Genomic DNA, 21,423 nt, shown 5'->3' on the forward strand with positions numbered 1-21,423 from the left:
GGTAAGTTCTGGGGTTCACGCAATAGTTGACGATCCCTAGGGAAGCAGGACAGCCGAAGATGGCCAGGCCCAAAGCGCCCTTCCTTTACGGGCGTGAACCCCTGGTGCGATCGCTCGTCCCCTCGCTCACCGGGCTGGCGTTCCACGAACGCGCCCGCGCGAAGCGGGAGTTCGCGTCCGACGTACCCGTCGTGCTGCTCACCGGCGAGCACGGCACCGGACGCAGCGCCCTCCTCGACACCCTCGCCCGCGGCTACCGGGGCCGTCTCCCGCTCGCCCACGTGCGCGCCGTCGTACCGGGCTCTCCCGTCGCCTCCGGCATCGCCGAGGAGGTCCCCGAGGGCAGCGTTCCGCCCCAGCCCGCCGCGTCGCCCGCCGAGGTCCTGGAGCGCCTCGTGTGCGCGCTCACGCCCACGTACGGCATCTTCCGGACGCTGATGCCCGCCCTGTTCGCCGTGTCCGGCTGGCACGTGGGGCAGACGGACGAGCGCGACGAGGTCTGCCGCAGGCACGCCCGGATGCTCATGGTGAGCGGCCTGGCCCGCGGCACCGAGCGCGAGGTCGCCCGCGACTGGGCCACCCAGGTCGAGACGTCGCTCAGCGCGGCCGCCGCCCGCAACAGCGACCCCGACGACCCGGACGGGACCCAGCCCGTCACCGCCGCCGTGCTGCGCCAGCTCGCCACCAGGATGCCCCTCGACCCCGCCCGCACCTGGTTCCGCAAGCGGCACACCACGCCCGACGGCACCATCGCCGAAGAGGACCCGCTGTGGCTGCTGTCCCGCCGCTTCCACCGCGGCGGCGACTACCTCCACGCCGCGGAACAGGCCCTGACCGCCGCCTTCCTTGAGGAGACGGCCCACGCGCACGGCCTGGTGCGCCGGCTCAACCGCGAACCCTGGCCGCTGATCCTGCTCGACGAGGCGCACACCCCCGCCGGCTCCCGATTCCTCGAACTCCTCCTGGAACAGCGGGCCCTGGGGGCGCGCAGGTACGACGACCGGATCGTCGTCATCGCCACCCGGCTCGGCGACCTGCCGCGGGAGGACGCCCCGCACGCCGTACGCCGCGAGCTCGTCGACCTGCTGCCGCCCGGCGGCGTCAGACGACCCGGACACGCCGCCACCCTCTGGAAGCGGACAGGGCACGAGCCGTCCGAAGGCCTCCTCGTCCTCCCGCTCACCCCGTTGACCAGGGACGACATCCTGTCCATGCTCGACCGGGCGTCCTCGCGCCTGCTCCACCCGCACCTCGCCTCCGCGCTGCACGCGCTCACCGGCGGCCACCCCTCGGCCAGCACCGTCCTCGCCGACGCCGCCGTCGAGACCGCCAAGCAGAACCGCACCGTCGTCCCGCGCGACCTCCTCGACCTGCGCGTCGAGGGCGGCCGCGCCGTCACCGAGGTGCTGCTGCGCGACCTGCTGCCCGACCGCAGACAGCGCGACCGCCTCGTCAAGCTCTGCCTCGCCAGGGACTCCAAGGCGGCCGAGGCGCTCGCCCAGGACCTCGGCCTGGTCGGCCCCGAGCAACTGCCCGCCACGGCCGCCGCCCAGTACCTCGTCGAGCGGAAGTGGCAGGAACTCCCGGACGCCGACGGGCCGCTGGTCACCATCGGCCTGCTGCGCACGCTCCTGGTCCACGAGGCGCGGCGCACCCTGCCGCCGGGCGACGAACCGCACAGCTGGCGCTCCGTGCACGCCTTCCTCCACCTCCACCACGTCCAGCGCGCCGAGACCGAGGAGGCCGACGCCCTGCGCCACAACCTCGCCGCCGGGAACCCGGGACAGGTCGTCGCGATGCTCGCCGACGAGTTCGACGCGGAGGAGGCCGAACAGAGCGTCGAGCACTGGCTGCTGTGCCTCCAGCGCTGCGCGAGCGCGCCCGTGCCGCCCGCCGACGACACCTGGAGCGACCAGCGCGTCGAGATCGCCGACGGCGAGCACGCGGCCCGCTACGCCCGCCTCGACCCCTCGGGACGCAGCATCAACCGCCTGCTGCACGCCCTGTGGTACCTCTCCGAGCCGTACGCCGACGCCGCCCTCGACCCGGACGCCGACCGGATGTGCAAGGCCGTGGGGGAGGAGCTGGGCTTCCTCGCGCGCCGCCACCCCACCTGGTACGCGGCCCTCGGCCAGGCGGCCCGCGACTGGCCGACGGCCGCCCGCAAAAGGCAGGAACTGCCCGTACCCGCAAGCACCAACTCCGTGGAGGGAGGCTGATGTTCGGCAGCAGGATCAGGGAGTGGGGGCCGCTGGACTGGTGCGTCGCCGCGGTCGTCGTACTCGCGCTCGTGGCCGGCGGGATCTACGGCGGCTCGAAACTGCTGCGCACGTGCGACAACGGGCTCAGCGAGATCGACGGCGAGTGCATCGGTGTGACCGCTCAGGCCTTCGAGGCGGACGACGCCATCACCTCGCTCCTCGACTCCATCGCCGAAGAGAACGACCAGGTCGCCTCGGAGAGCGGCACCCCCTACGTCCGGGTCGCCCTGATGATGTCCTTCACCTCGGGCGACACGAGCGCGATGACCGGCGACATGATCCGCCGGGCGCTCGCGGGCTCCCTCGCCGCGCTCAAGGAGGCGAACGCCGGGGCGGGCGGCCCGCAGGTCCAGCTGATGCTCGCGCCGGTCGGCAGGCAGCTCGATCAGTGGGACCCGGTGGTGAAGAAGCTGGACCAGCTGGCCGACGACACCGACCATCCGCTCGTCGGCGTCACGGGCATCCCCAGCAGCCAGACGAGCACCCGGCAGGCCCTCGACGAACTGAGCACACGCAAGATCCCCACGGTGGGCCCGGTGATCAACGCCTCGTCGATGAACTTCCCGTACTTCTTCAAGACCTCGCCGGACGACAAGGAGTTCGCGAAGGCCCTTCAGCACTACCTCGACACCTACCCGCAGGGCAGGAAGAAGGGGCTGCTGCTGCTCGACCGGCACACCGGCGACGTGTACTCGAAGGATCTGACGGACACCCTCAAGAACCGCTTCGGCGAGGACTACGGACTCACCACCCACTCGTCCCTCTTCACCGGTTCCTCCGGCAGCGACGAGGGCGAGCCGGGCATCTTCGTCGACGCGGTCAACAAGATCTGCAACGAGAGCACCGACACGGTCTTCTACGCGGGCCGCGACCAGGACCTCCCGGGCTTCATCGACGCCCTCTCCGACGCGGGCAGCTGCAACCAGGGCAGCCGGCTGCGCATCCTGAAGACCGGCATCGGCCTCGAACCGACCCTCACCGAGGAGAAGGTCGAGCGCGATCTGAAGAAGGCGAAGGCCACGATCGTCGACGTGTCCTCCTTCGACCCGCGCTGGGAGAAGGCGGGCTCCGCGGACCGCCCCGCCGGCATCGACGACTTCCTCGACCACTTCGACGAGATCGAGTCCGCGCACACGCTCGGCGACAAGCCCCTGGACGACGGCTACGCGGCTTCGTACTACGACGGCCTCCGGCTGCTCACCGAGGCCATGAAGCGCACCTTCGCCGACATGAACAAGGGCAAGAACACCGAGCAACTGCCCACGAGGCAGGAGCTGTACACGACGCTGTCGCAGCCCACCGTCAACAGCGCGGGCATGCTCCAGGGGGCGACCGGAACGTACGGCTTCGCGGGCCAGGACACGAACCGCAGATGGTCGACGTGCAAGCCGGTCCCGGTCGTGGAGTTCCCCGAGCCACGGCACGACCGGAAACTCTCCCTGTACCGGACCTACGACAAGGGCGACTGCCCCGGGTGACGCGCCGCGCACGGCACGCCACCCGGGAACGGGTCAGGACAGCAGCTCCACCTCCGCCACCGTCGCCGCCCCGCCGGTGAACACCAGCCGGTAGTGCTTGTGCGCCGCCGGGGACGGTACGGAGAACACGCGGGTCTGCTTGTCCCAGGCGAAGGACTCGCCGGAGCGCGTGTCGACGGCCTTCCAGTCCTCCGCGTCGTCCGAGGCCTCAAGACGCCAGCCCGTCGGGGCCTTCGCCTTGTCCTGCGACGTCAGCGTGTACTGGACCGCCTTCGCTCCGTCCGCACCGACCGGCAGCTCCACCGCGCCCGATGAACTCGCCGATGTATCCGAGGAGTTGTCGAAGAGCGGACCCGGACCCGTGATCGCGTCCGAGCGCGGCGAGGGCACCTTGTCGTCATTCGTGATCGACGTCGGCGCCGCGTCCGCACCCGTGCCCCACTTCGACGGCTTGTCACCCATCGCGAACTCGATGACGCCGCCCTTGGCGATCGCCGAATGCGGCAGCGACGTCTTGTTCCACGCCTTGCCGTTGACCTTCATGCCCTGCACGTAGATGTTCTTCGCGCTGTTCTTCGGCGCCTTGACGACGAGGTCCTTGCCGTTCTCCAGGTGCAGCGTCATCTTCGTGAACTGCGGGGAACCGATGGCGTATTCACCGCTGCCCATGACCAGCGGGTAGAAGCCCAGCGAGGAGAACAGGTACCAGGCCGACTGCTCGCCGTTGTCCTCGTCGCCGTGGTAGCCCTGCCCGATCTCGCTGCCGGTGTAGAGCCGCGACAGCACCTCGCGGACCTTCTCCTGCGTCTTGTACGGCTGACCCGCCGCGTCGTACATGTACGTGACGTGGTGCGCGACCTGGTTCGAGTGGCCGTACATGCCCATGCGCACGTCGCGCGCCTCGGTCATCTCGTGGATCACGCCGCCGTACGAGCCGGCGACGTCCTTGGAGCCCGTCTCCGGGGTGTCGAAGTACGTGTCGAGCTTCTTGGCGAGACCGCCCCGGCCGCCGTACAGATTGGCGAGACCGCGGCTGTCCTGGACGGCGGTGAAGGCATAACCCCAGGCGTTGGTCTCCGTGTAGTCGTAGCCCCAGATCGCCGGGTCGAAGTCCTCGGACTTCACACGCCAGTCGCCGTTCTTGCCCTTGCCCTGGAAGAAGCCGGGGCTCGAACTCCCGCCGGCTGCCTTGTCGTCGAACATGTTGACGTAGTCACGGGCGCGGTTGAGGAAGTACTCCGACTCCTCCTTGTAATGCTTCTCGCCGGTCTTCTTGTAGAGCTTGCGGCCCATTTCCGCGATGCCGTAGTCGTTGAGATAGCCCTCAAGCGCCCACGACATGCCCTCGTGCGTCTCCGACGGCGTGTAGCCGAGGAAGGGTGACGTCTCCATGCCCTTGCGGCCCACGCCCGCCGACGGCGCGACGACGGTCGCGTTCTTCACTGCCGCCTTGTACGCCGACTCGACGTCGAAGTCGTCGACGCCCTTCACATACGCGTCGGCGAACGCCACGTCGGACGAGGTGCCGGTCATCAGGTCCGCGTAGCCCGGCGATGACCAGCGGGAGGTCCAGCCGCCGTCCCGGTACTGCTGCACGAACCCGTCGACCAGCTCACCCGCCTTCTTCGGCGTCAGCAGCGAGTAGGCGGGCCACGTCGTGCGATACGTGTCCCAGAAGCCGTTGTTGACGTACGGCTTGCCCTCGACGATCTTCGCGCCGGTGTGGGTGGGGGTGTCAGGACCCGGCATCGGCGAGAAGGGAGACGCGTACTTGTACGTCGCCTTGCCCTTGCCGCCCTGCGAACGCACCTTCTCGAAACCGGAGTTGGGGTACAGGTACAGCCGGTACAGCGACGAGTAGAGCGCCGTGCGCTGATCGTCCGTCGCGCCCTCGACCTCCACCTTCTTCATCAGCGTGTCCCACTGGGCGCGCGCCGCGTTCCGTACGTCCGTGAAGGACCGCTTCCGCGGCAGCTCCTGCGCCAGGTTGTCCTTCGCCTGGTCCATGCCGATGAGGGACGTGGCGAGGCGCAGCGTGACCGTACGGTCCTTGCCCGCGTCGAACGTGAAGTGCCCCTTCACGCCCGCCGAATCGGCGTCCTTCACCGGCTTGTCGAAGACCCCGTAGACGAACATCCGCGTCGCGCCCGCCGACAGGCCGGACTTCACGTCCGAGTAGCCCGTGACGACCCCGTTCTCCTTGTCGAGCGTGAGACCGCCCTGGTCGGAGACGTTGTCGAAGACCACGCTCGCGTCGTCGTCGGGGTAGCTGAAGCGGAGCGCCGCCGCGTGATCGGTCAGCGCCATCTCCGCCTTCACGCCGTTCTGGAACTTCACGCCGTAGTACGAGGGCGTCGCCGTCTCGTTGTCGTGCTTGAACGGCAGCGCGCGCCCGGAGCGTGAGGTGTCGACCTTGGACGCGGCCGACGGCATCACCTGGAACGTCTGCCGGTCGCCCATCCACGGGCTCGGCTCATGGCTCGCCGCGAACGCCTCCATCGTGGGCAGGTTGTCCGCGTTGTTGTCGCGCGCGTAGTCGTACAGCCAGCTCAGCGAGCCCGCGTTGGTGACCGGAGTCCAGAAGTTGAAGCCGTGCGGGACGGCCGTCGCCGGGAAGGTGTTGCCGCGCGAGAAGTTGCCGGTGGAGTTCGTGCCGCGGGTCGTCGACGCGTAGTCGCTCAGGTGCGCCTTCGGCTTGGCCGGCCGCGCCTTCGCGATGCTGATGTCGTCGAGCCACCCGCGGAACTTCGTCTTCCCCTGGGGGGAGTCGTACGCGACGAGGACCCGGTCGACCGTCTTTCCGGCAGCCACGGACCCGATCCCGGACTTCACCGCGTTCCACTGGTTCACGTACAGCCGCTTGGCCGCGCCCTGGCCCTGCGGGGTCAGCGCCCCGCCGTAGGAGTCGACGGCCTTGAGGTCGCTCAGGTGCGTGCCGTCGGTGAAGGCGAGGTCGACGGAGACGTTCGTGGCGTCGTAGTCGCGGTCGCCGTCCGCCATCGACGGGAAGATCTTGTACGCGAGCTCGGTGTCCTTGGCCACCGCCACATCGACGTCGAAGACCTTGTTGTACGAGTAGGCGCGTCCTTCACCCTTGTGCGTGCCCGCGTAGCGCAGCGCGCGCGTGCCGGTGAAGCCGACGCCCGCCTTGGCGGTCGGCGAGGCGGTGGGGCCGCGGTCCACGAGCGAGAGCATGTCCTCGGGGGCCGGGGTGGAGTCCTCGCCGGTCGACAGCTGGAAGTCGGCGAGCTGCGTCGCGTCGGCCGCGCCGTTGTTCTTCGTGAATTCGATACGGAAGTGGGAGTACTCCGCCGGACTCTGGATGTCGTACGACTTCAGCTCCTGGCGCTTGTCGAACGTCTCGCCGGAGCGGGAGTCGAGCGTCGTCCACTGCTTGCCGTCCGTCGAACCCTTCAGGGTCCAGTCCTTCGGGTCCCGCTCGTCGTGGTCGTTGGCGGAGGTGAGCGCGTACGTGGAGATCTTGACCGGCTCGTCGAGGTCGTACTCGACCCAGGCGGTCGGCGTGAACGCCAGCCACTTGGTCGTCGGCTCACCGTCGACGAGGTTCTCCTTGGTCTCACCGCCCCCCGCGTTCTCGTCACTGGCCCGGATATCGGTGACATGGCCGTTCACATTGCCCGGCATGCCACTGCTGTACGCGCCGTCCACGCCGCTCGCCCGCTTCTTTCCGTCGGCGTCGGTGTCGACGGTGTTCAGCCAGTCGGGGGCGGGCTGACCGGCCTCGAAGGAGGAGCGGAACTCCGGCTTCCCTTCGGCGGCGTGGGCGGCGGAGTCGGGGCCGAGGCCCTGACCTGCGGCCGAGAGCACGAGTGCGGCCGCGCCGAGCGCGGCCACGGTCCCGAGTCTGTGTCTGGATCTGAGCAGTCTGGATCTGCCTCGCATAGGGGGGCTCACCCTCCGGCTACTGGACAACGTTGTCAGTTGCTGAGCAAGGTCCAGTAGGGGCTCAAGTCCCCAGTGGTGTCAAGGGTGTTGAATCCTTTGGGCGGTTCGGGCGGGAAGGGAGGGTCCGACACGCCGTGTGTGCCCCTCTCGACGGGCTGTGAGCGCCCGGTCGGTTGGTCGAATCGCCGATGTACAGTGGCAAATCTTGGCAAAAACTCCCATTTCAACCCTTTTGCTACGTCCCCAGGAGGCGTCATGCGCGCTCCCGCGCTCCCCGCGTGGCCCGCCGCGCTCTGCCCCGGCCTCGTGGCCGCGGCCGTGGTCACGGTCCTCGACGTGGTCCTGGGGGAGGAGGTCGGCCTGCTGCCCCTGTTCGCGGTCGGGCCCGCGCTCACGGCCTGCTGTGCGGCGGCCCGCAAGGTCGTCACCTGCGGACTCGTCTCCCTGGTGCTGTGCGCCGCGGTGGCGGTCTACGACGACCTGCTCTTCACCCGGCGCGGTGTGGTGGCGCTCGTCAGCGTGGCCCTGGTGACCGTGGCCTCCGCCGTCGCGGCACACATGCGCGTGCAGCACGAACAGCGGGCCGCCAGGCAGCGCCGGATCTCCGAGTTCGTGCAGAGCGTCATCCTCGCCCCGGTTCCGCAGGAGACCGCGCCCGCGCGCATCTCCGCCTCGTATCTCTCGGCCACCGAGGACGCCCGGATCGGCGGCGACTTCTACGAGGCGGTCCCGGCGCGCGACGGCGGTGTGCGCGTCGTCATCGGCGACGTACAGGGCAAGGGACTCGGCGCCGTGCGCACGGCCACCGTCATGCTCAGCGCCTTCCGGATGAGCGCACACGAAGCCGCCGACCTCGACGAGGTCGCCGCCAAGATGTCCGGGGCGCTGAGCCGCAGGGGCGTCGACGAGCAGTTCGTCACCGCGGTCCTCGCCGAACTCGCCCCGTCGGGACGGCTCGCGCTGCTCTCCTTCGGGCACCCGCCGCCGCTCGTCGTACGGGCCGACGGCAGCCATGAGCTCGCGCACCCGCCGAGCCCCGCCCTGCCGTTCGGCCTGGAATGGCTGGAGCAGGACCCGCCCCGGCCGAGCCGCGTCGAGCTGACGGACGGCGACCGCGTGCTGCTCTACACCGACGGGCTCGCCGAGGCGCGGAACGCGGAGGACGCCTTCTATCCGCTCGTCCAGCGCGTCTCGCTGTTGCGCGGCGAGTCCCTCGACGACTGCCTGGTGCGGTTGCGCGGCGATGTGCACGCGCACACGGACTCGGGTGTGGAGGACGATTCCGCGTTGCTGCTCATGGAGTACCGCGCACCGGTGTAGACAGCCCGGCCCCGGCCCCGGCCCCGGCGCCCGTGCCTCAGCCGAAGGCGGCGAGGTTGCGGGCGACCCAGTCGCCGAAGGGGCGCGGGGCGTGGCCGGTGACCCGTTCCACGTCCGGGCTGATCCGCAGCTCGGCGGGGTTCGGGGCGCCGATGATGTCCAGCGTGTCGTCGGCGAGCTCCGCCGGTACGAACCGGGTCATCGCGGCCCTGGCCTCGTCGCGGGTGAGCTCCTGGAACCGCACCGGTGAGCCGAGCGCGGCCGCGATGACCGCCGCCTGCCCGCGCGGCGTGATCACCTCGGGACCGGTCAGTTCGTAGACCCCGCCGGAGTGCCGGTCGTCCATCAGGCAGGCGGCCGCGACCTCGGCGATGTCCGCCGGGTCGACGACCGGAACTCCGACATCCCCGAAGGGGGCGGCGACCGTCCCTCCCGTACGGACGGACTCCGCCCAGGCCAGCGCGTTGGAGGCGAAACCGCCCGGTCGCAGGACCGCCCAGTCCACGCCCGACTCCCGCAGGGAGTCCTCCAGCGCGCGCATCGCGATCCGCGTCGCGCCGAGCGGCCTGGTCGACACGCCCTGCGAGGACAGGAGGACGACCCGGCGAACCCCGCCGGCCACGGCCAGGTCGATGATGTCGGCCGGCCGGGCCCCGGGTGCGTGCAGGTCGCCGGACAACAAGAGGAACAGGGCCTTCGCTCCGTCCAGCACGGGTGCGAGGCCCGCCGGTTCGGCCAGGTCGGCCGCCACGTGCCGAACCCCGTCCGGCGTCGGCATCGACGTCTGCGGCGCGTGCCGCGACACGGCCGTCACCTGCTCGCCCGCCTCGGCCAGGGCCTGTGTCAAAGGCCGGCCCACATTTCCGGTGGCTCCGGTTACCACGATCATTTGCAGCTCCAAGTCCGTTGTTCGCTCGGGCAATTGACGCTAGAGGCCGGACTTGTTCTCCGTAAGAACATACCCGGAGGTAAGCTCCGGACATGGGGGAAGGTGCGCAGTTGACGCAGGGTGGGACGAACGCTCGGTATGAGGTGTTTCACACCGACTGCCCGGCGCGCGACATGGTCGACCACGTGACCAGCCGTTGGGGCATCTGGGTCCTGATCTCCTTGCGGAGCAGCGACCTTCGGTTCTTCGAGCTGCGCGACAGCATCCAGGGCGTCAGCGAGAAGATGCTCGCCCAGACCCTGCGCGCGCTGGTCAAGGACGGCCTGGTCTGGCGGAAGGTCGAGCCGACGACGCCGCCGCAAGTCACGTACGGGCTGACCGGGTTCGGCCGGGATGTCAGCGAGCCGCTGACGGACCTGTTCGACCGGATCACGCGACGTCTTCCGCCGCGCGAGGAGCGATAGCCGAAAAGCTGCATTCCACAAGCGGCGCGGCGGATTCCGTTACACCCTTTGTATGCAAGGAAGTTGGAAAGATCGGTTCGTCGCTCGTGCGACGTATTTCCGGGAGGTCTCAACTCGGAAAAGACCGATGCCCAAACCTGCATTCGATCTTGCCCCCCTCGCGGGGAGTGGACTATACCTGTCGCCACCGCCCCGGCCGTGCGTCCTACCGGGCGGGTACCACCCAGCTCCACCTGCGTTACGCAGCACATCACCGCGGTGCCGGGGAGGAACCGGTCCACCGCCTGAGTCCTGGAGAAGGCGAGGACTTGAGCATGGGTTCCACCCTCGGTACAGGCCTTTTCCGACATCGCTCAGCTGATCACCATCGGTGCCGCTGAGCGGCACCGGCACCAGGACGCGCTCACAAAGAAGTGCAGCAAACCGTTAAAGATCCAATCGATCAGTGAGGATGCAGAGATGACCATTCGTGCCGGCTCTCTTGACAGGCGAACGCTCCTGCGCGGGGCGATCGCGACTGCGGCCATGGGTTCGTTCGCCGTTGCGTGTGGCTCCCCCTCCAACGACGAAGGTGACAGCGGCGGGACGAAGAACAAGACGAGCAACAAGAACCCGTTCGGCGTCGACAAGAACTCGAAGGTCGAGGCGGCCATCTTCGACGGCGGCTACGGCACCGACTACGTCGAGTTCGTCAACAAGGTCATCGGCGCCCAGATCGCCGGCACCAAGGTCCAGGTCAAGCCGGTCGTCGACATCGCCCCCGAGCTCCAGCCCCGGTTCGTCGGCGGCAACCCGCCGGACCTCATCGACAACTCCGGCGAGGACCAGATCGGGTTCCTCGGCATCCTCGACCAGCTGGAGGAGCTCGACGACGTCGTCGAGGCCAATAACTACGAGGGCAAGAAGATCGCGGACACCCTGTACCCCGGCGTCAAGAAGCCCGGTACGTACAACGGCAAGTTCGTCGCGCTCCGCTACGTGATGACGGTGTACGGCGTCTGGTACTCGAAGACGCTGTTCGAGGAGAACAGCTGGACCCCGCCCAAGACGTGGGACGAGGCCCTCGACCTCGGCCAGAAGGCGAAGAAGAAGGGCAAGTACCTCTTCGTCCACGGCAAGGAAGCGGCGACGTACTACCAGACGATGCTGTTCGCCTCGGCGATCAAGGAGGGCGGCGACGAGGTCCGCGTCGCCCTGGAGAAGCTGGAGAAGGACTCCTGGTCGCACCCGGCCATCCAGGGCGTCCTCAAGGTCATGGAGACCATGGTCAAGGAGAAGATGTTCGTCCCCGGAGGCTCCGGCACCCAGTTCCAGAAGGCGCAGGCGATCTGGAGCAACGACCAGAAGGCGCTGCTCTACCCGTCCGGTGGCTGGATCGAGAACGAGATGAAGGACGCCACCAAGAAGGACTTCCAGATCACCGGCTTCCCGGAGATGACGCTCACCGACAGCCCGAAGCTTCCCTACGAGTCGCTGCACGCGGCCGCGGGCGAGCCGTTCATCGTCCCCAAGCAGGGCAAGAACCCGGCCGGCGGCAAAGAGGTGCTGCGGGCGATGCTGTCCGAGAAGGCGGCCGCCAACTTCTCCAAGACGAAGCTGGCCCCGACGGTCGTCAAGGACACCGTGCCCAGCGACGGCTACGGATCATCGGCGCTGGTCTCCCAGACGAAGATGCTGGAGGCCGCGGGCGACAACATCTACGACATGCGCAGGTTCGTCGAGGCCTACGGCATGAACACCGACCAGCTGGTCCCCTGGAACTCGTTCCTCTCCGGTGACCTCGACCGCAAGGGCCTCACCTCGGCGCTTCAGAAGATCTCCGACAAGGTCAGGGAAGACGACTCCGTCGACAAGATCGAGGTCAACTAGTACCGCCATGAAAGACACGATCACCACTTCCGGAGCCGCGAGCGACCGGCCGACGCCGGCCGCTCGCGGCGGGCGTCCCCGGCGTCGCAAGCTCACTTTCGACCGGGTGACGTTCTTCCTCGCGTTCCTCGGCATCCCGCTGACCGTCTTCGTGCTCTTCGTCCTGTACCCGTTCGCCCAGGCGATCTTCTGGGGGATGACCGACTGGCGCGGCTTCAGCCCGGACTACAACTTCGTCGGGATCGACAACTTCACCAAGATGTTCCAGGACGACGTCTTCCTGAAGGCGTTGACCAACGTCACGCTGCTGGCGGCCTTCGTACCGTTGGTGACGCTGACGCTCGCCCTCGGGGTCGCGGTGGCCGTGACCCTGGGCGGGCCCAGCATCGGCCCCGTCCGGGGGATCGGCGGCGCCTCCTTCTACCGGATCATCTCGTTCTTCCCCTACGTCGTGCCGGCGATCATCGTCGGCCTGATCTGGGCGCAGATGCTCGACCCGAACGCCGGCCTGGTCAACGGTGTCCTCACCTCGCTCGGTCTCGACGGCTTCAAGACGTTCGCCTGGCTGGGCGAGACATCGACCGCGATGCCGGCCCTGATGTTCGTCTTCGTCTGGGGACTCGTCGGGTTCTACGCGGTGCTCTTCATCGCCGCGATCAAGGGAGTCCCCGCCGAGCTGTACGAGGCGGCCAGGATCGACGGGGCCGGCCGGTTCCGGATGACGATCTCGGTCACCCTGCCGGCGATCAGGGACAGCGTGCAGACGGCGTACATCTACCTGGGCATCGCCGCGCTCGACGCGTTCGTCTACGTACAGGCGCTGTTGCCGAACGGCGGTCCGGCCAACTCGACACTGACGATCAGTCAGCAGTTGTTCAACACCGCTTTCCGGAAAGGGCAGTTCGGCTATGCCACCGCGATGGGCGTCGTCCTCGCCGTCGTCACCCTGGTGTTCGCGGCGCTCGTGTTCACCGTCAACCGTCTGACCGGCGGTGGCGAGAGCGAGGGCAAACAGAAAGCGCGTGGGTTGAAGGCTCGGCGTGCCGGAGCCAAGGGAGGTGCCCGGTGAGCTCCATGGCCGCCGACCGCAAGGTGACGAGCGACCGGAAGCTGACGCGGTCGGCCGCGAGCAGCGACCGCAGGTTCGCGGTGCTCTCGCACGCCTTGCTGATCCTCTGGTCCGTGATCGTGATCGTGCCCATGCTGTGGGTGCTGATGTCGTCGTTCAAGTCGACCGGCGAGATTCTGTCGTCACCGTTCGAGCTGCCGGGCCGCTGGCGGTTCGAGAACTACGTGAACGCGTGGACCGACGCGAACATCGGGAAGTTCTTCCTGAACTCGGTGATCGTCGTTGTCTCCGCACTGTTCCTGGTGATGCTGCTGGGCGCGATGTGCGCCTACATCCTGGCCCGGTTCGAGTTCCCCGGACGCCGGCTGATCTATTACGTGATGCTGGCCGGACTGACCTTCCCGGTCTTTCTGGCGATCGTGCCGCTCTTCTTCCAGCTGCAGAACTTCGGGCTGCTGAACACCCGGCCGGGACTGATCCTCACCTACGTCGCGTTCGCGCTGCCGTTCACGATGTTCTTCCTCTACGCGTTCTTCCGGTCGCTGCCGCACGACGTGTACGAGGCCGCGCAGATCGACGGCGCCGGGGAATGGCGGGCGTTCTTCCAGGTGATGCTGCCGATGGCCAGTCCGGGCATGGCCGCGGTGGCGATCTTCAACTTCCTGGGGCTGTGGAATCAGTTCCTGCTGCCGGTGGCGCTCAACACCGACCAGGACAAGTGGGTGCTGACCCAGGGGATGGCCGCCTACGCGTCCTCGCAGGTCTATGACATCGACTACGGTGCGCTGTTCGCGGCGATCGTGGTCACGGTGGTGCCCGTTCTGGTCGTGTACGTCATCTTCCAGCGCCGGATCGCGGGTTCGGTGTCGCAGGGCACCTTCCGCTGACGCCCATCCGTCGCGCGCAGCAGGGGTCGGGCCCCGGAGAGACACCTCTCCGGGGCCCGACCCCTGCGTACGTCGAAAGAACCGATTTCCGTCAAGGGGTTGACGCCGGAGACACCTTCAGCGGATTTTGGGGTTCATAACTTGTACAAGGTCTGGTCACACTGGGTGACGTGGATCAAGGGATGAGGGTGGAGAGTCAATGGAGACTCCGGGGTCGCAGTCTTCGCTGCACCGGGCCAATCTCGAGCGGGTCGTACGAGCCGTACGCCTTGCCGGTTCGCTCACGCAGGCGGAGATCGCGAGGGCGACGGGCCTGTCGGCCGCGACGGTCTCCAACATCGTCCGCGAGCTCAAGGACGGCGGAACCGTCGAGGTCACGCCCACATCGGCCGGCGGCCGCAGGGCCCGCAGCGTCTCGCTGAGCGGCGACGCGGGCATCGTGATCGGCGTCGACTTCGGCCACACCCACCTGCGCGTGGCCGTCGGCAACCTCGCCCACCAGGTGCTCGCCGAGGAGTCCGAGCCGCTCGACGTGGACGCCTCCGCCGCGCAGGGCTTCGACCGGGCCGAAGAGCTGGTCGAGCGCCTCATCGTGGCCACCGGCGTGGACCGGGCGAAGGTCGCGGGCGTGGGGCTCGGTGTGCCGGGCCCGATCGACGTGGAGAGCGGCACGCTCGGCTCCACCTCGATCCTGCCGGGCTGGTCCGGCACCAAGCCGGCCGACGAGCTGGCCCGGCGCCTCGGCGTGCCGGTGCACGTCGACAACGACGCGAACCTCGGCGCCCTCGGTGAGCTGGTGTGGGGCAGCGGCCGGGGCGTGAAGGACCTCGCGTACATCAAGGTGGCCAGCGGTGTCGGCGCGGGCCTCGTGATCAGCGGGAAGATCTACCGCGGCCCGGGCGGCACGGCGGGGGAGATCGGGCACATCACGCTCGACGAGTCGGGGCCCGTGTGCCGCTGCGGCAACCGCGGCTGCCTGGAGACCTTCACCGCCGCCCGGTACGTGCTGCCGCTGCTCCAGTCCAGCCACGGCACCGACCTCACGATGGAGGGCGTCGTGCGGCTCGCGCGCGACGGGGACCCGGGCTGCCGCCGCGTCGTCGCGGACGTGGGCCGGCACATCGGCTCCGGCGTCGCGAATCTCTGCAACCTGCTCAACCCCAGCCGGGTCGTCCTCGGCGGCGATCTGGCGGAGGCCGGTGAGCTGGTCCTGGGGCCCATCAGGGAGTCCGTGGGGCGCTATGCGATCCCCAGCGCCGGGCGCCAACTCTCGGTCCTTCCAGGGGCGTTGGGCGGCCGCGCCGAGGTGCTCGGAGCCCTTGCCCTCGCCCTGAGCGAGATGGGCGATTCGATGCTTTTGGACGGGTCCGGTGCAGGCGCTGTGCCCGCAGCCACACCTGCCTTCACTTAGAGAACGCATGACACCGTTGCCAACCCGTTAAGGATTTACTCCTTGACGCCGTTGTTGCGGCCGAGTTGACTTCCAGCCACCTCGGCCGCAACGACGCGGCCTCGTCAGGGAGGTTTCTGAAGTGAACACGCGTATGCGTCGTGCCGCCGTTGCATTCTGTGCCACCGCCATGGCCGTGTCTCTCGCCGCCTGTGGCAGCGCCAAGGAGTCGAAGGACGAGGGCGACAAGACCGCCGGCAAGAAGACCGACGCGCTGAAGATAGGTCTGCTCCTTCCGGAGAACCAGACGGCGCGTTACGAGAAGTTCGACAAGCCCATCATCGAGCAGCAGGTCAAGAAGCTGACGGATGGCAAGGGCACGGTCCAGTACCTCAACGCCAAGCAGGACCCGTCCGTCCAGTCGCAGCAGATCGACACGATGATCACCAACAAGGTGGACGTGCTGATCCTCGACGCGGTCGACTCCAAGGCCGTCGCCGGCGGTGTGAAGAAGGCCAAGGACGCGGACATCCCCGTCGTCGCCTACGACCGCCTGGCCGAGGGCCCGATCTCCGCCTACACCTCGTTCGACAACGAGGAGGTCGGCAAGGAGCAGGGCAAGGCCCTCCTGAAGGCCCTGGGCGACAAGGCCAAGCCGAGCAGCGAGATCGTCATGATGAACGGGGCCGCCACGGACCCGAACGCCGGTGACTTCAAGAAGGGCGCCCACTCCGTCCTCGACGGCAAGGTGAAGATCGGCAAGGAGTACGACACCAAGGAGTGGAAGCCGGAGAACGCCAACACCAACATGGAGGGCGCCATCTCCGCCCTCGGCAAGGACAAGATCGTCGGCGTCTACTCCGCCAACGACGGCCTCGCCGGCGGCATCATCACCGCACTCAAGGGCGCGGGCGTCTCCAAGCTTCCCCCGGTCACCGGCCAGGACGCCGAACTCGCGGGCGTGCAGCGCATCGTGACGGGCGACCAGTACATGTCGGTCTTCAAGTCCTACCCGCAGGAGGCCGAGACCGTCGCCAAGATGGCCGTCTCGATCGCCAAGACGGGCAAGCTCGACAGCTCGCTGCAGACCACCAAGGTCGACAGCGGCACCGCGAAGAGCATCCCCTCCGTGATCGTCCCGATCGCCTCCCTGACGCAGGACAACATCAAGGACACGGTCATCAAGGAGGGTTACTACACGGTCGACGAGATCTGCACGGCCAAGTACAAGAAGGCCTGCGACAAGATCGGCCTGAAGTAACCCGGTACGCCCGGGAGCCCGAAGCGGCTCCCGCCTCGGCCCTCACGGGCCCCTGATGCACGTCCGGCGCCACGCCGCCAACAGCCCCGCAGCTCAACGGCGGGGCGCCGGACGGAACACCAACACCCCCCTCATTCTTCTGAGTTCAACCTCCCGCCGGGTCAGGCCTTGGCGGTGAAGGAGATGGTTCACGTGTCCGCTACGCCCGTGCTGGCGTTGCGCGGGGTCTCCAAGCGATTCGGTGCCGTGCAGGCGCTCACCGACGTAGAGCTTGAAGTCCACGCCGGTGAGGTCGTCGCCCTGGTCGGCGACAACGGTGCCGGAAAGTCCACCCTGGTCAAGACGATCGCCGGCGTGCACCCCATCGATGACGGCGTCATCGAGTGGGGCGGCAAGGCCGTCGCGGTCAACCGGCCGCACGACGCCCAGGACCTGGGCATCGCGACGGTCTACCAGGACCTCTCGCTGTGCGACAACATCGATGTCGTCGGCAACCTGTTCCTGGGCCGCGAGATCAAGAAGCGCGGCATTCTCGACGAGGTCGAGATGGAGCGCCGCTCCCGCGAGCTCCTGGAGACCCTGTCGATCCGGATACCCAGCGTGCGGATCCCGATCGCCTCGCTCTCCGGCGGTCAGCGCCAGGTCGTCGCCATCGCCCGCTCCATGCTCGGCGAGCCCAAGCTGGTGATCCTCGACGAGCCGACCGCCGCACTCGGCGTCGAGCAGACCGCCCAGGTCCTCGACCTCGTCGAGCGGCTGCGCGAGCGCGGTCACGCGGTCATCCTCATCAGCCACAACATGGCCGATGTGAAGGCCGTCGCGGACAAGGTCGCGGTCCTGCGACTCGGCCGCAACAACGGCGTGTTCGAGGTCAAGAGCACGTCCCAGGAAGAGATCATCTCCGCCATCACCGGCGCCACGGACAACGCCGTGACCCGACGTGCGGCGCGCGCGAACGGGGAGGCTCAGAAGTGAGCATCGACAAGACCAAGTCCCCCGTGGACGAACCCGGCGTGGCCGCCGGTGCCGCCGTGGCAGCCGTCGACCCCCGCCTCCTCGTGCGCGAGCAGGGCTTCGCGGGTTACATCGGCGAGTTCAAGCGCAAGATCAAGGGCGGCGACCTCGGCGCCATCCCGGTCGTCATCGGCCTGATCGTCATCGGCGCGATCTTCCAGAGCCTCAACTCGGCGTTCCTGGGCGCGGAGAACCTCAACAACATCTTCGTGGCGATGGTCGCCACCGGCATGATGTCCGTCGGCATCATCTTCGTGCTGATGCTCGGCGAGATCGACCTGTCGGTCGGCTCCGTATCCGGTGTCTCCTCGGCGATCACCGCGGTGCTGAGCGTCACGCACGGGATGAACGAGTGGCTCGCCGTCCTCGTCTCGCTCGCCGCGGGCGCGGTCATCGGCGCCCTGCACGGCTTCTTCTTCGCCCGGCTCGGCGCCCCCGCGTTCGCCGTCACGCTGGCGGGCCTGCTGTTCTGGAACGGCTTCATGCTCCAGATCCTGGGCTCCAACGGCACCATCAACATCGACGGCGACGGCGTGGTAGGCAAGCTCACCACGTACTACTTCTCGGACGTCGCCGCCTCCTACGGCCTCGCCGTCATCGCGGTCCTCGGTTACTTCGTGCCGACCTTCCTCGGCAACCGGCGCCGCGAGGCCGCGGGCATCCCGTCCCGGCCGCTCAGCGACATCGTGCTGCGCACGGTGCTGCTCGCGATCGCCGTCTTCGGCGTGGCGATCATCTTCAACCAGTACAAGGGCCTGCCGCTCGCGGTGCTGCTGTTCGGCATCGTCCTCGTCGGCACCGACTTCCTGCTGCGCCGCACCTCGTACGGCCGCAAGGTCAACGCGCTCGGCGGCAGCGTCGAGGCCTCCCGGCGTGCGGGTATCAACGTCACCGCGATCCGGATCTCGGTCTTCTCCCTCGCGGGCCTGTTCGCGGCGGTCGGCGGCCTCTTCTGGGCCTCCAAGATCGCGGCGGCCAACCAGAGCGCCGGCGCCGGTGACCTCCTGATGAACGTCATCGCCGCGGCCGTCATCGGCGGCACCAGCCTCTTCGGCGGCCGGGGCCGCACCTGGAACGCGCTGCTCGGTGTGCTGGTGATCACGTCGATCCAGTACGGCCTCGCCCTGGAGGGCATCGCCACCCCGATCCAGTACATGATCACCGGCGGCGTGCTCCTCGCCACGGTCGTCATCGACTCGATCACCCGTAAGACCCAGAAGACGGCGGGCCGCGCCTGACGGTGCCCTGGGGCTTCTGGCCTTGACCGACCGTGCCCGGCGTCAATGGTGACGCCGGGCACAGTCACGCGTACGGCCTGCGAGCGCGGCGTGCGGCTGGTTCTGTTTCGTGACGAGGGCGTGACGAGGAACGCACGGCCCGCACGCCGACTCGACCGGTGGAACATTAGAATCGACAGGCCCGACAAGCTCGACAGCCCAACCAGCTACTCACAGCTCTATCGCAAGGAGGCACGGGTGCCGTTGCTGACCCGCATCACGGGACCGCGCGATCTGGACCGGCTCAGCCTTGAGCAGCTGGACCAGTTGGCAGGCGAGATCCGGACCTTCCTCGTCGACGCGGTTTCCAAGACAGGCGGCCACCTCGGCCCGAACCTGGGCGTCGTCGAACTGACGCTCGCCCTGCACCGCGTCTTCGAGTCCCCCCAGGACAAGGTCCTGTGGGACACCGGCCACCAGTCCTACGTGCACAAGCTGCTCACGGGCCGCAAGGACTTCTCCAAGCTGAAGATGAAGGGCGGCCTCTCCGGCTACCCCTCGCAGGCCGAGTCCGAGCACGACGTCATCGAGAACAGCCACGCCTCCACCGTCCTCGGCTGGGCCGACGGCCTGGCGAAGGCGAACGAGATCCAGGACCGCGGCGACCACGTCGTCGCGGTCATCGGCGACGGCGCCCTCACCGGCGGCATGGCCTGGGAGGCGCTGAACAACATCGCCGCCGCCAAGGACCGCCCCCTCGTCATCGTGGTGAACGACAACGAGCGCTCCTACGCCCCGACCATCGGCGGCCTCGCCAACCACCTCGCGACCCTGCGCACCACGGACGGCTACGAGCGCTTCCTGGCCCGCGGCAAGGACCTCCTGGAGCGCACCCCGGTCGTCGGCAAGCCGCTCTACGAGACGCTGCACGGCGCCAAGAAGGGCCTCAAGGACTTCATCGCCCCGCAGGGCATGTTCGAGGACCTGGGCCTGAAGTACGTCGGCCCGATCGACGGCCACGACATCGAGGCCCTGGAGTCCGCCCTCAACCGCGCCAAGCGCTTCGGCGGCCCGGTCATCGTGCACTGCCTCACCGAGAAGGGCCGCGGCTACAAGCCCGCCCTCCAGGACGAGGCCGACCGCTTCCACGGCATCGGCCCCATCCACCCCGACACCGGCCTCCCGATCAAGGCCTCCGGCGCCGACTGGACCTCCGTCTTCGGCGACGAGATGGTCGAGCTCGGCCGCGAGCGCGAGGACATCGTGGCGATCACCGCCGCGATGCTCCAGCCGGTCGGCCTGAAGAAGTTCGCCGAGGAGTTCCCCGAGCGGGTCTACGACGTCGGCATCGCCGAGCAGCACGCGGCGACCAGCGCAGCCGGCCTCGCGACGGGCGGCCTGCACCCGGTCTTCGCCGTCTACGCGACGTTCCTCAACCGCGCCTTCGACCAGCTCCTGATGGACGTCGCCCTGCACAAGTGCGGGGTCACCTTCGTCCTCGACCGGGCCGGCATCACCGGCACCGACGGCGCCTCGCACAACGGCATGTGGGACATGTCCCTCCTCCAGGTCGTCCCCGGCGTCCGCATCGCCGCGCCGCGCGACGCCGACCAGGTCCGCGCGCAGCTGCGCGAGGCCGTCCAGGTCGACGACGCCCCCACGGTCGTCCGCTACTCCAAGGGCGCGGTCGGCCCGGCCGTCGAGGCGGTCGGCAAGGTCGGCGGCATGGACGTACTGCGCGAGCCGCAGTCCGACAAGCCGGATGTGCTCCTGGTCTCCGTCGGCGCCCTCGCCCCCATGTGCCTGGAGATCGCCGACCTCCTCGACAAGCAGGGCATCACGACGACCGTCGTCGACCCCCGCTGGGTCAAGCCGGTCGACGAGGCGATGGCCCCGCTGGCCGAGCGCCACCGCGTGGTCGTCACGGTCGAGGACAACTCCCGCGTGGGCGGCGTCGGTTCGTCGATCGCGCAGGCGCTGCGCGACGCGGGCGTCGACGTCCCGCTCCGCGACTTCGGCATCCCGCCGCGCTTCCTGGAGCACGCCTCCCGCAAGGAGATCATGGCCGAGATCGGCCTCACGGCTCCGGACATCGCGCGCCAGGTGACGGGTCTGGTGTCGAAGCTGGACGGCCGCCGGGAGGCTGCCGCCGTGCAGGAGATGGAGCCCGCGCGCGACTGAGCCGATCAAGCCCGTCCGGCGATTGAGGACATCTTTCGAGTCGGTCGGCCGGGGCGCGGCCACGGGGCTCTGCCCCGGACCCCGCTGCTCAATCGCCGCAGGGGCTTGATTCGGGGCCGGCCAGTCCCCCATAAGGGGGCCGGACCGGCCCCATTCGCATGAATACGGGTGACTCACCCGCGCGCCGAAGGCTACTCGTCTCGATCATGTCCGGGAC

At 68.6% G+C, this 21,423-nt stretch carries 14 protein-coding genes; 12 read left to right on the plus strand and 2 right to left on the minus strand.

All coding sequences use genetic code 11. The features are described 5' to 3' along the window. Window positions 1-59: 59 nt before the first annotated feature. Entirely contained in the window at window positions 60-2,219 is a 2,160-nt protein-coding gene (locus ACFYWS_RS14065; protein ID WP_389274592.1) for an ATP-binding protein, read from the plus strand. Further along, a complete protein-coding gene (locus ACFYWS_RS14070) occupies window positions 2,219-3,739 on the plus strand; it encodes an ABC transporter substrate-binding protein (RefSeq protein ID WP_389274595.1) in 1,521 nt (506 codons plus the stop codon). The genes ACFYWS_RS14065 and ACFYWS_RS14070 overlap by 1 nt, the downstream gene beginning before the upstream one ends. Window positions 3,740-3,772: 33 nt before the next feature. Here ACFYWS_RS14070 and ACFYWS_RS14075 read toward each other — a convergent pair whose 3' ends face one another. After that, window positions 3,773-7,642 (minus strand): GH92 family glycosyl hydrolase, encoded by a 3,870-nt coding sequence (locus ACFYWS_RS14075; RefSeq protein ID WP_389274598.1) that lies wholly within the window; start codon window positions 7,640-7,642, stop codon window positions 3,773-3,775. A 258-nt stretch (window positions 7,643-7,900) separates the two neighbouring features. Here ACFYWS_RS14075 and ACFYWS_RS14080 point away from each other — a divergent pair, with 258 nt between their 5' ends. Continuing rightward, a complete protein-coding gene (locus tag ACFYWS_RS14080; RefSeq protein WP_389274601.1) occupies window positions 7,901-8,965 on the plus strand; it encodes a PP2C family protein-serine/threonine phosphatase in 1,065 nt (354 codons plus the stop codon). A gap of 37 nt (window positions 8,966-9,002) precedes the next feature. On the opposite strand, the gene ACFYWS_RS14085 is transcribed toward ACFYWS_RS14080, so the two are convergent. Continuing rightward, the gene (locus tag ACFYWS_RS14085; RefSeq protein WP_389274604.1) at window positions 9,003-9,854 is read right to left on the minus strand and encodes an SDR family oxidoreductase; all 852 of its coding nucleotides are present in this window, start codon (window positions 9,852-9,854) and stop codon (window positions 9,003-9,005) included. A gap of 92 nt (window positions 9,855-9,946) precedes the next feature. On the opposite strand from ACFYWS_RS14085, the gene ACFYWS_RS14090 reads away from it, so the two are divergent. The 9 genes from ACFYWS_RS14090 to dxs all read left to right on the plus strand — a co-directional run bounded on the left by ACFYWS_RS14090 (window position 9,947) and on the right by dxs (window position 21,206). Next, a complete protein-coding gene (locus ACFYWS_RS14090; RefSeq protein ID WP_389274607.1) occupies window positions 9,947-10,318 on the plus strand; it encodes a winged helix-turn-helix transcriptional regulator in 372 nt (123 codons plus the stop codon). 459 nt (window positions 10,319-10,777) lie between these two features. Continuing rightward, complete coding sequence (gene ngcE / locus ACFYWS_RS14095; RefSeq protein WP_389274610.1) at window positions 10,778-12,187, plus strand: N-acetylglucosamine/diacetylchitobiose ABC transporter substrate-binding protein; 1,410 nt, start codon at window positions 10,778-10,780, stop codon at window positions 12,185-12,187. Window positions 12,188-12,194: 7 nt separating this feature from the next. Next, window positions 12,195-13,256 carry a carbohydrate ABC transporter permease gene (locus tag ACFYWS_RS14100; RefSeq protein ID WP_389274613.1) on the plus strand — a complete coding sequence of 354 codons (1,062 nt, stop codon included), beginning with the start codon at window positions 12,195-12,197 and terminating at the stop codon, window positions 13,254-13,256. Further along, on the plus strand, window positions 13,253-14,143 hold the full coding sequence (locus tag ACFYWS_RS14105; RefSeq protein WP_389274616.1) for a carbohydrate ABC transporter permease: 891 nt from the start codon (window positions 13,253-13,255) through the stop codon (window positions 14,141-14,143). The genes ACFYWS_RS14100 and ACFYWS_RS14105 overlap by 4 nt, the downstream gene beginning before the upstream one ends. A 199-nt stretch (window positions 14,144-14,342) precedes the next feature. Then, the gene (locus ACFYWS_RS14110) at window positions 14,343-15,554 is read left to right on the plus strand and encodes an ROK family protein (RefSeq protein WP_389274619.1); all 1,212 of its coding nucleotides are present in this window, start codon (window positions 14,343-14,345) and stop codon (window positions 15,552-15,554) included. 121 nt (window positions 15,555-15,675) lie between these two features. Then, window positions 15,676-16,794 (plus strand): sugar ABC transporter substrate-binding protein, encoded by a 1,119-nt coding sequence (locus ACFYWS_RS14115; RefSeq protein ID WP_389274622.1) that lies wholly within the window; start codon window positions 15,676-15,678, stop codon window positions 16,792-16,794. A gap of 183 nt (window positions 16,795-16,977) precedes the next feature. Continuing rightward, entirely contained in the window at window positions 16,978-17,769 is a 792-nt protein-coding gene (locus tag ACFYWS_RS14120; RefSeq protein WP_389274625.1) for an ATP-binding cassette domain-containing protein, read from the plus strand. After that, the gene (locus tag ACFYWS_RS14125) at window positions 17,766-19,046 is read left to right on the plus strand and encodes a sugar ABC transporter permease (protein WP_389274628.1); all 1,281 of its coding nucleotides are present in this window, start codon (window positions 17,766-17,768) and stop codon (window positions 19,044-19,046) included. Before ACFYWS_RS14120 ends, ACFYWS_RS14125 begins: the two co-directional genes overlap by 4 nt. A gap of 237 nt (window positions 19,047-19,283) precedes the next feature. Further along, entirely contained in the window at window positions 19,284-21,206 is a 1,923-nt protein-coding gene (gene dxs / locus ACFYWS_RS14130) for a 1-deoxy-D-xylulose-5-phosphate synthase (RefSeq protein WP_389274631.1), read from the plus strand. Window positions 21,207-21,423 lie beyond the last annotated feature (217 nt).

Source organism: Streptomyces sp. NPDC002795, assembly GCF_042888725.1.
Lineage (GTDB): Bacteria > Actinomycetota > Actinomycetes > Streptomycetales > Streptomycetaceae > Streptomyces.

Excerpts from the sequence above, each read along its gene's own strand:
- ACFYWS_RS14065 (WP_389274592.1), top strand. The coding sequence starts at position 60 with ATGGCCAGGCCCAAAGCGCCCTTCCTTTACGGGCGTGAACCCCTGGTG.
- ACFYWS_RS14070 (WP_389274595.1), top strand. The coding sequence starts at position 2,219 with ATGTTCGGCAGCAGGATCAGGGAGTGGGGGCCGCTGGACTGGTGCGTC.
- ACFYWS_RS14075 (WP_389274598.1), bottom strand. The coding sequence starts at position 7,642 with ATGCGAGGCAGATCCAGACTGCTCAGATCCAGACACAGACTCGGGACC.
- ACFYWS_RS14080 (WP_389274601.1), top strand. The coding sequence starts at position 7,901 with ATGCGCGCTCCCGCGCTCCCCGCGTGGCCCGCCGCGCTCTGCCCCGGC.
- ACFYWS_RS14085 (WP_389274604.1), bottom strand. The coding sequence starts at position 9,854 with ATGATCGTGGTAACCGGAGCCACCGGAAATGTGGGCCGGCCTTTGACA.
- ACFYWS_RS14090 (WP_389274607.1), top strand. The coding sequence starts at position 9,947 with ATGGGGGAAGGTGCGCAGTTGACGCAGGGTGGGACGAACGCTCGGTAT.
- ngcE (WP_389274610.1), top strand. The coding sequence starts at position 10,778 with ATGACCATTCGTGCCGGCTCTCTTGACAGGCGAACGCTCCTGCGCGGG.
- ACFYWS_RS14100 (WP_389274613.1), top strand. The coding sequence starts at position 12,195 with ATGAAAGACACGATCACCACTTCCGGAGCCGCGAGCGACCGGCCGACG.
- ACFYWS_RS14110 (WP_389274619.1), top strand. The coding sequence starts at position 14,343 with ATGGAGACTCCGGGGTCGCAGTCTTCGCTGCACCGGGCCAATCTCGAG.
- ACFYWS_RS14120 (WP_389274625.1), top strand. The coding sequence starts at position 16,978 with ATGGTTCACGTGTCCGCTACGCCCGTGCTGGCGTTGCGCGGGGTCTCC.